This is a genomic window from Sporosarcina sp. A2, assembly GCF_050858885.1.
Classification (GTDB): Bacteria; Bacillota; Bacilli; order Bacillales_A; family Planococcaceae; genus Sporosarcina.
In genome coordinates, this window is sequence record NZ_CP193898.1 from 815,006 (window position 1) to 828,682 (window position 13,677).

Genomic DNA, 13,677 nt, shown 5'->3' on the forward strand with positions numbered 1-13,677 from the left:
GAACACAGTTCTATGAAGTCGATAGATGGATATAAGTTTGCAGAGATGGTCCAAATGGGCGCACACCACCTTAAACAAAATGCGGATTACGTAGATTCTTTGAACGTATTTCCCGTACCTGACGGAGACACAGGGACAAATATGAATTTGTCTATGACATCCGGTGCAAAGGAAACGGAGGCGAACGTTGAGTCACACCTCGGAAGAACAACATTAGCCTTATCTAAAGGTTTACTCATGGGCGCACGTGGAAATTCAGGCGTAATTTTGTCACAACTATTCCGTGGATTCGGAAAAGCAGTTGAAGAGAAAGATGTAGTAACAGCAAGTGAATTTGCAGAAGCGCTACGTTATGGTGTTGAAACTGCTTATAAAGCCGTTATGAAGCCTGTAGAAGGAACAATTTTAACAGTTGCAAAAGATGCAGCAAACTGTGCTGTAGAAACGGCTGCAACTGAAACGGATATCATTCAGTTAATGGGGTCTGTATTGACTGAAGCGAAGGCATCTCTGAAAAGAACGCCAGACCTATTGCCTGTGTTGAAGGAAGTAGGAGTCGTAGATAGTGGTGGCCAAGGCCTCGTATACGTTTACGAAGGGTTTTTTGCTTGTTTGAAAGGTGAGGAATTACCTGAACGAACAGTCGTCCAATCCATGGACGAACTTGTGAGTGCAGAACACCATCGCAATGTTCAAGGATTCATGGATACAGCAGATATCGAATTTGGATATTGTACGGAATTCATGGTGAGATTTGAAGATGACAAAACGGCACAACAGCCTTTTGATGAAGACAAATTCAGATTACAATTGAACGAAATGGGTGACTCTTTATTAGTCATTTCAGATGAAGAGATCGCAAAAGTACATATCCATACAGAAGACCCTGGGGATGCGTTGTCTTGTGGACAACAATACGGTTCTCTCATTAATATTAAAATTGAAAATATGCGTCAGCAACATATGGACATCGTTGGTGACCAATCAGCACGTAAAAAAGCGACTCCTGTTAAGAAACATCCGTATGCTATTGTAACAGTTGCGATGGGCGAAGGAATAGCAGACTTGCTAAGAAGTATTGGGGCATCCTACGTAATTGAGGGTGGCCAAACAATGAACCCGTCTACCGAGGACATCGTGAAAGCGATTCAAGAAGTAGGTGCGGAACGAGTTCTTATCTTGCCGAATAACAAAAATATTATTCTTGCTGCTGAACAAGCTGCAGAAGTTTCAGGAATTGAAGCAGCAGTCGTTACGACTAAATCCGTACCAGAAGGGCTTGCAGCTATTTTAGCCTTTAACCCTGAAGCAGATGTAACAGCAAATGCGAAGTCAATGAACGCTGCAGCTTCGGTTGTAAAAACGGGGCAGGTCACAACTGCAGTGCGTGATACGTCTATTGACGGAGTAGCTATTCATAAAGACGATTACATGGCGATTTCGAACGGTAAAATCACTGTAGCGACGCCATCTCTAGAAACGACAATGAAGTCTTTAATTGATGATTTAATCGCAGCAGATGATGAAATCGTAACAGTTATCTATGGAGAAGGTGTATCTGAACAAGATGCTAAGCAGATGACTGCCTATATTGAAGGTCAGTTTGAACACGTAGAAATCGAATTATATAATGGAAAACAACCACTCTATCCATATATATTATCGGTAGAATAAACACCAGTAAAAGCGTCACGGCTCCTAGTCGTTGGCGCTTTTCCTATGGTTTTTTTAGGAGATAAGAATTTTGTTTTCTAACAGCTGTTCGTGTAGAATGAATACTAGGAATATGGGCAAAAGGGGGATTTTTTGATGAAATTCAGATCCGTTTTTGAAATTATAGGACCTGTCATGATAGGGCCTTCATCTTCACATACAGCAGGAGCTGCACGAATTGGACTTGTAGCGAGAGATTTGTTTGGCCGACAACCAAAATGGGCGAAAATCCACTTATATGGTTCTTTTGCAGAGACTTATAAAGGCCATGGAACAGACGTTGCAATTGTTGGTGGTCTATTAGGTTACGATACGTTCGATGTAAGAATTCGCACAGCATTTGAGGATGCAGAAAAACTTGGGATGTCTTTTGAATTCATCGCTGAAGAAGAAGAGATGGATCATCCAAATACGGCAAAACTAATCATTGGTGATCAAGATGGTGAAATGCAACTCATCGGTATCTCTATCGGCGGAGGAACGATGGAAGTAGTAGAGCTGAATGGTTTTCCACTTCGTCTTTCAGGACATTTCCCTGCTTTACTAGTTGTGCATGATGACCGTGCGGGTGTTATTGCAAATGTATCGAACGCAATTGCTGCGCAAGATATGAATATTGCTCATATGGAAGTTGGCAGAAAAGAGAAGGGCAAAATGGCGCTTATGGTCATCGAAGTCGACCAAGTCGTCAATGATGAACTGATTGAAGAATTGCGCAACATTCCAAATGTCACACAAGTATCAACATTAGCGAACTAAGGGGGCACCTAAATTGGATATTCTATTTTCGAATGTAAAAGAACTTATAGCGGTTGCTGAAAAAGATCAGCAACCAATTTCAGAGATCATGATTCGTCAAGAGATGCTTTTAACACGTAGATCTCGAGAAGACATAGTTGCACAAATGGAGAACAACTTAGCAGTGATGGAAAGTTCTGTAGAAGAGGGATTAAAAGGAGTACATTCTCCTTCCGGGTTAACTGGAGGAGATGCTGTACTTATACAAAACTACATGAAGACAGGCAAGTCATTATCTGGTGAGCTTTTGCTGGATGCAGTGAGTAAAGCCGTTGCGACAAACGAAGTAAACGCAGCAATGGGACTAATCTGTGCAACTCCTACTGCGGGTGCAGCAGGAATTGTTCCTGGAACACTGTTCGCTGTTAAGAACAAACTTAATCCGACACGTGAAGAAATGGTCAATTATTTGTTTACTTCAGGTGCTTTTGGTTTTATTGTAGCGAATAATGCCTCGATTTCAGGTGCTGCTGGTGGATGTCAGGCTGAAACTGGATCCGCAGCATCTATGGCTGCTGCTGCAATTGTTGAAATGGCTGGCGGAACTCCTCAGCAAAGCGCAGAGGCTTTTTCGATTGTCATGAAAAACATGCTCGGCCTCGTCTGCGATCCAGTCGCAGGGCTCGTCGAAGTGCCTTGTGTGAAACGTAATGCAATGGGTGCGGCGAAAGCACTCGTAGGTGCAGATATGGCGCTTGCTGGTGTTGTCAGCGTCATTCCTACTGATGAAGTGATTGAAGCAATGCACAAAATCGGTCAGTCTATGCCTTCAGCATTACGTGAAACAGCAAAAGGTGGTCTAGCTGCCACTCCAACAGGTAAAGCGTTGGAAGCAAAAATCTTCGGTCAGGACAAGGAATCCCGTGACACGGTCACTAAGTGAATCCGTTAATACACTTAAAGGGATTGGTAAATCAGCTGACGAGCAGCTGGAAAAGTTAGGCATCGAAACAATTGAACAGTTAGTAATGATGTTTCCCTACAGACATGAGGATTTTAGATTGAAAGACTTATCTGAGACCCCACATGAGGAACGCGTTACGATCGAAGGACGGGTGGAGAGTGTTCCATCCGTCCTGTTTACCGGGAAAAAGCGTTCACGTCTTCAAGTGCAGTTATTAGTAGGCAATCATTTAGTGAAAGCTGTGTTTTTCAACCAGCACTACTTGAAAGATCGAATAAATCCAGGTCAAATTGTTACGATTACGGGTAAGTGGGACCGAGGTAGACAACTTATCAATGTGAGCAACTTTAAAGAGGGTCCTAAAGTCGGGCAATCGGATTTTGAACCCCTTTATAGTTTGAAAGGGATAGTGAAACAGCCTACGTTCAGAAGGTGGATGAGAACCGCTCTGGATGAGGTCGTGCACGTAATACCTGAAACATTGCCATCTCAGTTGCTCGAATCATACAAGCTACCTGGAATTGCAGAGACGTTAGAAATGGTGCACTTTCCAAACAGTCCGGAAGACGTGAAACAGGCTCGACGTCGCGTAGTGTATGAAGAGTTATTACATTTCCAACTAAAAATGGCGGCGCTCAAAAAGGTCCGTAAGGCTGCAGGAAAAGGAACGACAATCCTGTACGATTTAGAGAAATTGAAACAATTTATAGCAACACTTCCGTTTGAGTTAACGGGGGCTCAAAAGCGAGTCGTCAATGAGTTATGTGCTGAACTGAAAAGTCCGCTCCGTATGAACCGTCTTCTTCAAGGTGATGTAGGATCCGGTAAAACAGTGGTCGCAGCAATTGCGCTTTATGCTGCGATTACAGCTGGTTTCCAAGGTGCATTAATGGCTCCAACTGAAATTCTAGCCGAACAACACGCAGCAACGCTTGCGAGTTGGTTGGAACCGGTCGGTGTGTCTGTTGCATTTTTGTCTGGATCTACAAAAGGGAAAGCGCGTCGAGAACTTATCGCTCGACTGGAAAGTGGAGAAATTGATTTACTAATTGGAACGCACGCGCTTATACAGCCTGATGTGAACTTCCATCGACTTGGACTTGTTATTACAGATGAGCAACATCGATTTGGAGTCGAACAGCGTCGTATTTTACGTGACAAAGGGGAGAGTCCTGATGTACTTTTCATGACGGCTACCCCAATCCCTAGAACACTTGCCATCACTGTGTTTGGTGAAATGGATGTTTCTTTGTTGGACGAAATGCCAGCTGGTAGAAAAGAAATTGAAACCCATTGGCTGAAGGAGGATTCGCTCGCACCTGTGCTTCGTAGAATGGAAAAAGAATTACAAGCAGGCAGACAGGCGTATGTCATTTGTCCATTAATCGAGGAATCGGATACGCTAGACGTGCAAAATGCTGTAGAAGTGTTCGGACAATTATCTACGTATTTTGCAGGTCGATTCCAAGTAGGACTCATGCACGGGAGACTTCATTCGGACGAAAAAGATGCAGTTATGCGCGATTTTAGTGATGGTAAAATTCAATGTTTAGTATCAACGACTGTTGTAGAGGTCGGAGTGAACGTACCAAATGCGACGTTTATGTTAATTTATGATGCAACACGATTCGGTCTCGCTCAACTGCACCAATTGAGAGGGCGAGTCGGTCGAGGTGCAGATCAGTCTTACTGTGTCTTGCTCGCTGATCCGAAGAGTGAAGAAGGAAAAGAGCGCATGATGACCATGGCGGAGACGAATGATGGCTTTTTATTAGCTGAAAAAGATTTGGAACTTCGAGGATCAGGCGACTTTTTCGGAAAAAAACAAAGTGGCTTACCGGAATTCAAAATGGCGGATCTCGTTCATGATTTCCGTGCGTTAGAGACAGCTCGTCAAGATGCTGAACGAATATTGGAAATGGAAGCTTTCTGGTCTGATCCAGAATACGTGAATCTTCGAACGACAGTTCAAGCATCAGGAGTTTTTGAAAATGACAGGATTGACTAACATCGATTTGCTACTGTTCTTGGCTAGCGCTGTATGTAGTTTTGGAATGCTAAGAGTATACCCTCTTGCATTCTTTTTTTTATCTTTATATACTGTTACTATTACCAAGTGCTAATCATGAGGAGTGACTAGGTTGCGAGTACTTAAAAAAGAACGTCAGCAGCAGCTGGCAGAGCTGTTGGATGAAACCCCTTTTTTAACCGATGAGGAAATCGCACACCACTTCGGAGTGAGCGTACAGACGATACGATTGGATCGGCTTGAATGTGGAATTCCCGAACTGCGCGAGCGGATGAGAACAGCTGCAACTGAAACAATTGCGGATAAAGTTAGAGCGCTGCAGCAAGAAGAAGTCATTGGTGAAATTATTGATATCGAATTGGATAGCAAAGCGATTTCAATTCTTGACATTACGCCACTTCATGTTTTTCAGAAAAGTGGCATTGCAAGAGGGCATCATTTGTTCGGCCAAGCGAATTCCTTAGCGGTCGCAGTTCTTGACGATGAACTCGCATTGACCGCAAAATCTGTGCTACACTTTGTCAAGCCCGTGAAGGCAGGAAATCGAGTAATTGCTCGAGCAATTGTCCTTGAAAAAAGGGATAATCGAACTCTTGTTGAAGTGACTTCCACAGTTGGAGATGAGCTGGTGTTCAGTGGTGAATTTCAAATGTATCGCTCTACGGGGACGAGTCAGGAGGAAATACTATGAAAATTGCAGTAGATGCGATGGGTGGCGATCACGCCCCGAAAGAAATCATCGCAGGCGTATTACAAAGTCTTCAAGAATTTAATGACATACATATAGAGCTTTATGGTGATGAATTGGCAATGGCACCTTATCTAAAAGTGCACGACCGATTGACTGTTCATCCTTGTAGCGAAGTGATCTCATCTGATGATGAACCTGTAAAAGCTGTCCGTAGAAAAAAGGATGCTTCTATGGTCCGCATGGCACAAGCAGTAAAAGATGGGGAAGCTGATGCGTGTGTATCTGCAGGGAATACAGGGGCGTTGATGGCGGCTGGATTATTCATTGTCGGGCGTATTGAAGGGATTGAACGCCCGGCACTCGCACCGACTTTACCAACTATCGGAGGCGAAGGCTTCGTACTGCTCGATGTAGGAGCAAACGCTGATGCAAAACCTAGTCAACTGGTTCAGTACGCAATTATGGCAAGTATTTATGCCGAAAAAGTGAGAGGGATACAAAATCCTCGAGTAGGCTTATTGAATATCGGAACAGAAGCGGGTAAAGGGAACGACTTAACAAAAGGTGCGTATGAAGAGCTTATGAAGGCACCGCTTAACTTTATCGGAAATATCGAAGCCCGTGATTTGTTGACAGGTACTACAGATGTAGCTGTTACAGATGGATTTACAGGTAATATGGTGTTAAAAACGATAGAAGGTACCGCATCAGGCTTATTTGCGATGTTGAAAGATGTGTTTTCATCCTCGATTAAGACAAAAATTTCTGCCGCACTCGTAAAGGACGATTTACGGGGATTGAAGAAACAAATGGATTATACAGAGTATGGAGGAGCAGGTCTGTTTGGTTTAAATTCACCTGTTATTAAAGCTCATGGTTCGTCTAATGGAACGGCAGTGAAAAATGCGATACGGCAGGCACGTATTATGGTGGAGCATCGTGTAAGTGAAACCATTCGTGAAACCATTAAAGAGGAGGAGACACGATGACAAAGGTTGCATTTCTATTCCCGGGACAAGGGTCACAAAAAGTAGGGATGGGTGCGGAGTTAGCTGCGCTTGCGAACAGTAATAAATTTTTCGAAACAGCAGACCGCGAATTAGGCTTTTCATTGAGCGGTCTTATGACTGAGGGACCGCAAGAAGAATTGACAGTGACGTATAACGCACAACCAGCACTATTGACGGTCGGTGCGATGATTGCAGATCGTCTTACAGCAGCAGGGATTCAGCCCACTTATACGGCAGGTCATAGTTTAGGTGAATATACAGCATTGTATGCTTCAGGCGCATTATCTTTTGAAGATGCAGTCAAAACAGTTCATCAGCGTGGCCTATTCATGAACGAAGCGATGCCTGCGGGTGAAGGTGCAATGGCAGCGATTCTTGGGCTTGGTTTGGAATCATTGACAGACGTGACTAATGCTATCACAGCTGAAGGACATCTCGTACAGCCTGCAAATCTCAACTGTCCTGGACAAGTCGTTATTTCAGGAACCAAAGCAGGAGTGGATGAAGCATGCGTGCGTTTGAAAGAAGCAGGAGCTAAGCGTGCAATCATGCTGGACGTTAGTGGACCTTTCCACTCAGAACTGATGCGACCGGCAGCGGGGAAACTTGCTGAAGTATTGGAACGTATTCAGATGAATGAAGTACAAGTACCTGTTATCGCTAACGTAACAGCTAACCCTGTAACGAAAAGTGATGAAATCAAACATTTACTCATTGAACAGTTATTTTCACCTGTTCGTTGGGAAGAGTCTGTCCGTCAAATGCTCGAATTAGGTGTGACACAATTCATCGAGTGTGGCCCTGGCAAAGTGCTTAGCGGTCTTGTTCGTAAAATCGACCGGAGTGCTACAGTATGGCCAGTGTATGACGAAGAGACACTGAATGCAGTTATAGAAGCATCTAAGGAGTGGTCTTGATGGGGAAGTTTACAGGTAAGACAGCCGTTGTGACTGGCGCATCTCGTGGAATTGGACGAGAAGTGGCACTATTGCTCGCTTCAGAAGGTGCAAATGTCACGGTCAATTACAGTGGCAGCCAAGAGCGTGCAGAACAGGTTGTTAAGGAAATCGAAGCGAATGGCGGAAAAGCAATCGCTGTTCAGGCAGATGTAACTTCAGCTGACAGCGTAAAGGCGCTAATGGATAAAACCATGGATACATTCGGTTCAATCGATTTACTTGTGAATAATGCAGGGATTACAAAAGATAATTTGCTTATGCGTATGAAAGAAAATGAGTGGGACGCTGTTATCGATACGAATTTAAAGGGTGTTTTCCTTTGCACGAAAGCAGTATCCCGACAAATGATGAAACAACGTGCAGGTAGTATTGTAAATATGGCATCCGTTGTTGGAATTGCAGGAAATGCTGGACAGGCAAACTATGTTGCGGCGAAAGCCGGCGTAATCGGCCTGACAAAAACAACAGCAAAAGAGCTAGCATCTCGCGGGATTACGGTTAACGCAGTTGCTCCTGGATTCATCACAACGGATATGACAGATGCTCTAGGAGACGACATGAAAGATCAGTTGCTTAATGGCATTCCACTAGGATCGCTAGGACGACCTGAAGATGTTGCGAAAGCTGTGGCGTTCTTGTTGTCCGAAGATGCGTCTTATATAACTGGACAAGTGTTAAATGTAGATGGCGGCATGGTAATGTAATAGATTTTGTTACTATGTTAATTTGAATTTATCCCAACAGTAGCCAGGGCTCGTGGCCGTTTCGAAAGGAAAAACAGGACAAAGAGAGTAGTGCTGTTTCCTTCCTCCAACGCCCATCGCCCTAAACGGCTACTTCCACTTTTTACTTTGAGAGGAGGTGAAATATAGTGGCTACAGTCTTAGAGCGTGTAACAAAGGTAGTTGTCGACCGTTTAGGAGTCGATGAAAGTGAAGTGAAACCAGAAGCTTCTTTCACTGATGATCTAGGTGCAGACTCATTGGATGTTGTTGAATTAGTTATGGAACTAGAAGACGAATTCGACATGGAAATTTCTGATGATGATGCTGAAAAAATCAGCACAGTAGGAAGTGCTGTCTCATATATCGAAGAAAAAACTAAATGAGTATAGCACAGAGACGCTTTCGCCCTTTTAGCCTAAAGGTCGGGAGTGTCTCTTTTCCATTTTGCACTACGGTTGCGGACGAGGTAGAATAAAGGAGAACTAGTTAAGAAGGGCGGATTTAATGAATGACAACTAATAAAAAAACAACTGACAAATCATCTAAGATGGTTTTACCTGTAGCAGTACGAAAAAAGTTCGAAGAGCTACAAGAGCGCTTGGACGTACATTTTGAAAACGTGCCATTGCTGTATAACGCGTTTACGCACTCTTCGTACGTGAATGAGCATCGCGGTAAAAAGTTCACAGACAACGAACGATTAGAGTTTTTAGGTGATGCGGTCCTGGAATTGGCAGTCTCACAATACTTGTATACGACTGAACCGAATAAGAGTGAAGGGGAATTGACGAAGTTGCGTGCAGCAATTGTTTGTGAACCCTCTTTAGTTACGTTCTCAATGGAACTCAACTTTGGTGACTACATTCTTTTAGGAAAAGGCGAAGAGCTAACGGGTGGCCGAACACGCCCCGCACTATTAGCAGATGTATTTGAAGCTTTTATCGGTGCACTTTATTTGGATCAAGGATTTGACGTATCGATTGATTTCCTAGAACGTACGGTTTTCCCTAAAATCGGACTTGGAGCTTTTTCGCATGTGATGGATTACAAAAGCCGGCTACAAGAAATTGTCCAGCAAACGAATCACGGACAGCTTAACTACCGGATTGTTGAAGAATCAGGTCCTGCACATGCGAAAAAGTTTCTCACGTTCGTTCAGCTTGGAGAAACTAAGCTTGGAGAAGGTATCGGAAGATCAAAAAAAGAAGCGGAACAGGAAGCGGCTCGTCAGGCGATCCAGCAACTATTGGATGAGCACACGAAAGAGGAGAGCTGAACGTGTTTTTAAAACGTCTTGAAATTATAGGATTTAAATCATTTGCTGATAAAGTATCTATTGAATTTGTACCAGGAGTTACGGCAGTCGTAGGTCCTAATGGTAGTGGGAAAAGTAACGTCATTGATGCGATTCGTTGGGTGTTAGGGGAGCAATCCGCCAAGTCCTTGCGAGGTGCAAAAATGCAGGACATTATTTTTGCAGGTAGTGACTCGAGAAAACCACTGAACTTTGCAGAAGTTACATTGATTTTAGACAATACAACAGGTCTTTTTCCACTGGATTATACGGAAATTAGTGTGAGCAGACGTGTATTTCGCTCAGGAGAGAGTTCGTTCCAACTGAACGGGCAAGCTTGCCGATTGAAAGATATTAATGATGTCTTTGTGGATTCGGGACTTGGAAAAGAAGCTTTCTCAATCATTTCCCAAGGTCGCGTTGATGAGATCTTGAACAGTAGACCTGAAGATCGTAGGAGTATCTTTGACGAAGCCGCAGGTGTTTTGAAATATCGTATGCGCAAAAAGAAAGCTGAATTTAAGTTAATTGAAACAGACGATAACTTAGATCGTATCTTGGACATTTTAAAAGAGCTTGATGATCGGATGGAGCCTCTGGAAGCAAATGCTCGAGCTGCTGAGCGACATGGGCAACTTGCTACTGAATTGCGGAATACAGATGTACGACTCCTCAATGTTGAGGCAGAACATATCCAGACAGAGCTTTTGCAAACTAGAACTGTTTTAGAAAATAAGGCCAAGGAAAAAAGTGTACTTGAATCTGACGAAGAGACAGCAGAGCGCATCGTTCAACAAAAGAAAGCTGCGCTATCTCTTTTAGACCAACAGTTAGCGGCGCTTCAGGAACAGCATGTTGTCTCCAGTTCAGAAGTAGAGAAATGGGAAGGGCGTCGGCTACTTTCACTAGAAAAGCAAAGGAATACTAAAGATAGAGCGGAACGCCTATCTGAAGAACTTCAAAACTTAAAGCAGTCACTAGAACGTCTTGAAATGAAGCGCATAGAACTAACTTCAGGGAATCAGGAAACTGAACTTCAATTGTCTAGTAAGACTGAGGAAATGACTTCGATTTCGCGTAAGCTTAAACGCTCACTGGCAGAAACGGAGCAAGAAATCGAAAATCTTAAATCCACATATATTGAAATATTGAATGAGGAAGCGACTCTCCGTAACGAGTTGAAGCACATTGAAGAGCGCCTATCAGGCGAGCAGTATTCCTCTGAAAAGTCTGGGAAGCAAACGGAAGAATTGCGTTTGAGGCTCAAGAGTCTTACTGAATTGAAAGATTTAAAGACATCTGAACTGAAAGACGCAAAGCAAACTATTGAAGCGACGTCTAAACAAGTAGCAGCGAATCGTATGCAACTTAAGCATACGGAAGACCAACTTTTAGAGACTCAAGCTATGCATCAGCAAGCGGTTAATAAGAGATATGAATTGCAAGGAAGATTACGAGCTTTAAAAAGTATGGAATCCGATTTTTCTGGATTCTATTCGGGTGTCAAAGAAGTACTCGTTGCAAAGCAAGCTGGAACACTCCAGGGAATTGAGGGTGCTGTTGCAGAACTGATTTCAGTGGATAAAATACACATCAAGGCGGTTGAAACTGCCCTTGGTGGTGCCATGCAACACATCATTGCAACTACGGAACAACATGCGCGAGCAGCTATCGGCTATTTGAAAAAGAAAAATGCTGGAAGAGCAACGTTTTTACCGCTCGATGTAATGAAGGCGCGTTTCGTGCCTAAAGATATATTATCCAAAGTTAGTCACCATCCTGACTTTATAGGGACTGCTGATCAACTAGTGAAAGTACAACCTGCATATAGGAATGTAACTTCTAATTTACTTGGGGCTTCAATCGTTGCAAAAACATTGAACGGAGCTTCTGAAATTGCTAAACTTGCGAGCTACAGATATCGCATTGTGACGTTGGATGGAGATGTCGTCAATGCAGGCGGTTCACTCACTGGTGGCGGTAGCAAAGTACAGTCTACTGTTTTTTCTAGGAAAGCAGAATTGGAAACACTATCCGGGCAACTGGATCAGTTGAATGAATCAATCTCAACTGCAGAAGAAAAAGTGAGTGGCATCAAGCTGACAATTGCTGGAGAGATGCAAAAAGCTTCCGTATCCGCGAAAGAGCAAGATGAATTGCAGTCAGTCATTCGTCAACTCGACTCGCAGCTTCAAGAGCTGACGTTTGAAATCAGAACTGCTGAGTCTGAATGGAACGCGATTGAAATGGGACGTAAAGGATCTGAAGATACTCGAAGTACGTTGCTTCAAAAACAAGTTGAACTCAATAAACAACGTGACCGTTCGACAGCACAACAAGAAGAAATCAAAGCCTCCATAGCTTCCTTGGAGCGCCTTGCTGCTGACCGTCGTACTGAAGAACAAGCGTTACGCGAACGATTTAGTGAGCTACGTGAAGAGACTGCGATATTGCGAGAGCAAATCAGCAATCGCACGTCATTGTTAGCGGTCGCTGAAAATGAACTTCGAGATACAAAACGCAGAATGACTCAAACTCATGAAGAACTTCAATTTTTGGCAGGACAAGAGACTGGGGAAGTTTTGACCCCGGAAGAAATCGAACAGCGAATAGCTACAGAGACGACTCTAGTTCAAGAAGTGAAATCACAGCTTCTTGTCAAACGAACAGAGCGTGATCAGCTTGCGAAATCAAGTGACGAGCAGGAAATCATGCTAAAAGGAATCTCTGAAAAAATCAGATTAATAACATCTGAGTTAAGTACTCTGAATGTCGTTTGTTCCAGAAGTGAAGTGAAATTGGAAACCATTTTACTACGCTTGTTAGAAGACTATGGGCTTCATCCTGATTATGAAGTACCTGAACAATTTAATGCATCAGAAGTACGTGCTCATGTAGAACAGTTGAAATTCGAAATAGAGTCATTAGGCCCCGTTAACCCAGGAGCCGTTGAAGAATATAAAGAAGTTCTCGGAAGACATACATTCTTAACAGAACAACGGAACGATTTGTTAGAAGCAAAAACCACACTGGAAGAAGCTATGTCAGAAATGGATATGGAAATGAAATCCAGATTTATGTCCACATTCAGTGCTGTACAGCAAAGATTTAGAATGGTGTTCAAAGAAATGTTTGGCGGTGGGGAAGCAGACTTAGTGTTAACTGACCCACAAAATGTGTTAGAAACAGGTGTTGATATCATTGCCCGCCCACCGGGGAAAAAACTACAAAATTTGAGTCTCCTTTCAGGTGGAGAACGTGCGTTGACTGCAATTACTCTATTGTTTTCGATTATCGAAGTACGTCCAGTACCGTTTTGTATATTGGATGAAGTTGAAGCGGCATTAGACGAAGCAAACGTAATTCGTTACAGTAGATACTTGAAGAAGTTTTCCGAAGACACGCAGTTTATCGTCATTACGCACCGAAAAGGAACGATGGAAGGCGCAGATGTCCTGTATGGAATCACCATGCAAGAGTCTGGGGTATCTCGTCTGATTTCTGTAAAAATGTCTGACGTACCAGAAACCGCATTGAGTACAACATAATTTGAT

The 13,677-nt window shown here is 43.3% G+C and carries 11 protein-coding genes; all 11 read left to right on the forward strand.

What is annotated here, in order from left to right:
- Positions 1-12 precede the first annotated feature (12 nt).
- The 11 genes from ACRPI0_RS03680 (at position 13) to smc (ending at position 13,671) form a co-directional block, all read left to right on the forward strand.
- A complete protein-coding gene (locus ACRPI0_RS03680; protein ID WP_432354931.1) occupies positions 13-1,674 on the forward strand; it encodes a DAK2 domain-containing protein in 1,662 nt (553 codons plus the stop codon).
- A gap of 135 nt (positions 1,675-1,809) precedes the next feature.
- Positions 1,810-2,472 (forward strand): L-serine ammonia-lyase, iron-sulfur-dependent subunit beta, encoded by a 663-nt coding sequence (gene sdaAB, locus ACRPI0_RS03685; protein WP_432354932.1) that lies wholly within the window; start codon positions 1,810-1,812, stop codon positions 2,470-2,472.
- A 13-nt stretch (positions 2,473-2,485) separates the two neighbouring features.
- Positions 2,486-3,394, forward strand: a complete 909-nt coding sequence (sdaAA, locus tag ACRPI0_RS03690) for an L-serine ammonia-lyase, iron-sulfur-dependent, subunit alpha (RefSeq protein WP_432354933.1) — start codon at positions 2,486-2,488, stop codon at positions 3,392-3,394.
- Positions 3,375-5,423 carry an ATP-dependent DNA helicase RecG gene (gene recG / locus ACRPI0_RS03695; RefSeq protein WP_432354935.1) on the forward strand — a complete coding sequence of 683 codons (2,049 nt, stop codon included), beginning with the start codon at positions 3,375-3,377 and terminating at the stop codon, positions 5,421-5,423. The genes sdaAA and recG overlap by 20 nt, the downstream gene beginning before the upstream one ends.
- Positions 5,424-5,556: 133 nt before the next feature.
- Positions 5,557-6,135: a transcription factor FapR gene (gene fapR / locus ACRPI0_RS03700; RefSeq protein ID WP_432354936.1), complete on the forward strand. Its 579-nt coding sequence runs from the start codon at positions 5,557-5,559 to the stop codon at positions 6,133-6,135.
- Positions 6,132-7,124: a phosphate acyltransferase PlsX gene (gene plsX / locus ACRPI0_RS03705; protein WP_432354937.1), complete on the forward strand. Its 993-nt coding sequence runs from the start codon at positions 6,132-6,134 to the stop codon at positions 7,122-7,124. Before fapR ends, plsX begins: the two co-directional genes overlap by 4 nt.
- Positions 7,121-8,062: an ACP S-malonyltransferase gene (fabD, locus tag ACRPI0_RS03710; RefSeq protein ID WP_432354938.1), complete on the forward strand. Its 942-nt coding sequence runs from the start codon at positions 7,121-7,123 to the stop codon at positions 8,060-8,062. The genes plsX and fabD overlap by 4 nt, the downstream gene beginning before the upstream one ends.
- Entirely contained in the window at positions 8,062-8,808 is a 747-nt protein-coding gene (fabG, locus tag ACRPI0_RS03715; protein WP_432354939.1) for a 3-oxoacyl-[acyl-carrier-protein] reductase, read from the forward strand. Before fabD ends, fabG begins: the two co-directional genes overlap by 1 nt.
- Before the next feature lie 167 nt (positions 8,809-8,975).
- Positions 8,976-9,212: an acyl carrier protein gene (locus ACRPI0_RS03720; RefSeq protein ID WP_025785086.1), complete on the forward strand. Its 237-nt coding sequence runs from the start codon at positions 8,976-8,978 to the stop codon at positions 9,210-9,212.
- Between the two features lie 125 nt (positions 9,213-9,337).
- Positions 9,338-10,105, forward strand: a complete 768-nt coding sequence (rnc, locus tag ACRPI0_RS03725; RefSeq protein ID WP_432354940.1) for a ribonuclease III — start codon at positions 9,338-9,340, stop codon at positions 10,103-10,105.
- A 2-nt stretch (positions 10,106-10,107) separates the two neighbouring features.
- Positions 10,108-13,671, forward strand: a complete 3,564-nt coding sequence (smc, locus tag ACRPI0_RS03730; protein WP_432354941.1) for a chromosome segregation protein SMC — start codon at positions 10,108-10,110, stop codon at positions 13,669-13,671.
- The last annotated feature ends 6 nt before the right edge of the window (positions 13,672-13,677 follow it).

What these genes read in the sequence shown, in the direction of transcription:
- plsX (WP_432354937.1), top strand. Translation starts at nt 6,132, where the DNA reads ATGAAAATTGCAGTAGATGCGATGGGTGGCGATCACGCCCCGAAAGAA.
- rnc (WP_432354940.1), top strand. Translation starts at nt 9,338, where the DNA reads ATGACAACTAATAAAAAAACAACTGACAAATCATCTAAGATGGTTTTA.
- fabG (WP_432354939.1), top strand. Translation starts at nt 8,062, where the DNA reads ATGGGGAAGTTTACAGGTAAGACAGCCGTTGTGACTGGCGCATCTCGT.
- fabD (WP_432354938.1), top strand. Translation starts at nt 7,121, where the DNA reads ATGACAAAGGTTGCATTTCTATTCCCGGGACAAGGGTCACAAAAAGTA.
- ACRPI0_RS03680 (WP_432354931.1), top strand. Translation starts at nt 13, where the DNA reads ATGAAGTCGATAGATGGATATAAGTTTGCAGAGATGGTCCAAATGGGC.
- sdaAB (WP_432354932.1), top strand. Translation starts at nt 1,810, where the DNA reads ATGAAATTCAGATCCGTTTTTGAAATTATAGGACCTGTCATGATAGGG.